The 2,920-nt window shown below is 30.9% G+C and carries 1 protein-coding gene; it reads left to right on the plus strand.

The features are described from left to right. Positions 1-2,520: YesL family protein (locus F9817_RS23620; RefSeq protein ID WP_486679368.1), on the plus strand; the 2,520-nt coding region annotated here is incomplete at its 5' end. Between the last annotated feature and the right edge of the window lie 400 nt (positions 2,521-2,920).

Raw genomic sequence — 2,920 nt, forward strand, 5'->3', positions numbered from 1 at the left:
GCTGCTAATAACCTAATATCTACATCACCAGTAGGTGGCTCTAAAGAGCTAGCTGATGCATTTAATGAATTTAAAAAAGAGATATTGAATAACAACACTACACTAAACCTTTCGAATCCTTCTGATCTAGAAATGTTTATGGGAACATTAGGAAAAATATGGGATTTTTTTAAAGATCCCAATGTCTTGAATAGCAAATATTTTTTGGCTGTATCAGCTCCTACATTACGAGTGGCTGAGAATTTAAAAAATATTATGAAAGGATCTATTGTAGATATTTGGGATAAAATTAATGAGGCCGTCCATTTTTGTTCATCTATTATAGGTGAATCTAAAAATGCATATACTATAGCATCTAATAAGATAGCTTCTCATTTAAGAGGTTTATCAATACTCCATGCATTTAAGAACAATTTTACTATTGAATATGATGAATCGATTAAAAACTTTAATAATGATATCAAGAATAAAATTTCCATTTTAGACAGAAAATTAAAATCTGAAGTAAATAAACTTAATATCAAGTTAAAAAATAATATTATAGATAATAAACATTATAATAATTTATTAAATAATGTATATGAATCTCTAAATTACGCAAAAGAAAGATCTAAACTTATATTTTCTTTGGAACTACCAATAAAATTTAAAGATAGTGACCTCAATAATAACTTTAAAAAATTATGGAATACCTCCTTTAAGTCATACTTTGATAAATCAATAAAAGTTGGAGCCTCTTACTTAGATAAAATGGGAGGTATGGCAACTGTACTCTCATTATTTTCAGCTATAAAGCTGATTTATGTTACATCTAATTACAGTAAGAAAAATGACCCAGAAAAAGGTCTTATGGAAGATCCTGCGGATAGAGAAATGCTCTATGTTTCTTTATGGACAGTAAATGCCTTTTCTATGGTAAATAAGACACTTTTTGAAAAGAAAGTGAATTCTTTAATGCCTGAACTAACTAACGAAACTCGCAAATCTTTGTTAGAAAAAGGCTTAAAAACGGGTGTAAGAACCCAAGAAATGATTTTGGCAAGAGCGCTAGTTAAACGGATCATATTGGTAGAAGTCACCATGATTTTAGCCTCATTTTCAGAATCATTCGACAGCCTTTTACAAGCTAGAAATAATGAAAACACAGATATTGAAAAATATTTATATTCTATAAAATTGGTAACTACGGTTATAGGGGGAGTGTTATCAATATATAGCTTAGGACTTTACTTTAGTGGTAGTAGTGCAATTGGGGCTTTAACACTTCCTTGGTTTAGTGGTGTAATAGCGGTTGCTGGTATTGGATATATTATAGTCAGTATGATTTTATCGAGTATTGCGCTAGGTGAAGTGACTAAATGGGTAAGAAACTCCACTTGGGGGACAAAGCCTCTCGGTTGGTCTAAAGCTGTGGAAATGGGTAAATTAGATGAAATTTATCACAAACCGATTGTTGAATTACAAAAAATAAATGAACATCGTATATCTAAATATCGACCTCAAACATTGACCACCGGTCAGTGGAAATTGGCAATAGAGGTACCTAAATTTTTGGAAGATAAATTTGTTAATATAAAAATCGTATTAGGGGAGCGTGATATGAATCACATACCAAAAACTCTCAATTACAATGATATAAAGGAAGGGAAATGGACTAAAAAATTTGAAAACGGAAACCCTATATTTAATATAGAATTACCAGGTACCTTCAGTGAAAAGGTGACAGTATTTATAAGCTATCCATCTCGATGGGCTGGTGGTGATGACATAATGTACTCTGCATGTAGCTATGATTACACACTTAAAGACGCGAAAGAAAATGATAAAAAAAATAATATTTCAAAAGTAGACCGACCTATAACATGGCGAGATGAATTTAAAAAAAGCGGTAGTATATTATTTGGTATAAATCTAGTTTTATTTGTGTTTATATCGTTGCCTGAATATATATTCACAATTGTTAAAGATGGAGATTATACTCTAGAAATATTTATTTATTTATTTTTTAATATATTTGGATTTTTATTTATGAGATACTTGGCTTTAGCCAATATTTTATATGAGTATGATATAAAAAAATCTGGTATTCATTGTAGATATACTCAAGATATACCAGAAGTATGTTATAAAGTAGCAAGAGGAATCGGGTGGTTTGGAGTGCTGGTCTGCTTTATCGCCCTTTTTTATGTTGGCCCATTAGCGTTTTTTGGTATGGGCGCATCAGCATTATTATCATTTAAGCAAGTGAATTTTAGAAAAGAGTTCCAAGAGAAGTTTGTTTTTTTTGACGATCATATGATGATTTTTGATATAGAGGGAAATAATAAGTTTTATCTTACGAGTAACCCGGATTTTACTAACAATTTTTTGTTCGGTTCAGAAGACAAATTATCGGTTATAGATAGAATATCAGATAGAATTCCCTTAATTGATAAGTATGAATTGAAAAAAGAGAGAGATTATACAAATCATCCAGTTATGACAAAACTTAAAGAAGAGTACAGACAGTCAGTAATGTAGTAATTCGTGAGGTTTGACGTGGAAAATTACTATCAAATATACTGATTTTAAAAATGATATATTTGCAGAAATCAAAAGGTAAACTCGTCATCTGCCCTGTTCAGGAGCTGATATGAGTGATTGTGATCATACGTTCTTAGAAGCGGCATAATTTAGATAGTTAATCTTTATTTGTACTGCTAAATACTGAATAATTAAAATGTTGCGATTGATTTAGACTTCACCCCAATAATTGGATGTGCCAATTATTGGGGACAGGGCAAACGCATGAAACCCCTTGGTTTTAAAGGCCTGTAGAAAAGGTTATTTTTGAAGAGTCGCTCAGTTTACCATCATCAAATAAACCTTAACTCACAATAAGTTAATTGATCATGATGATCAACAAGTTCCTTATTATGAC

It is taken from the genome of Vibrio eleionomae (assembly GCF_009874545.1).
In the GTDB taxonomy this organism is placed as follows: Bacteria; Pseudomonadota; Gammaproteobacteria; order Enterobacterales; family Vibrionaceae; genus Vibrio; species Vibrio nitrifigilis.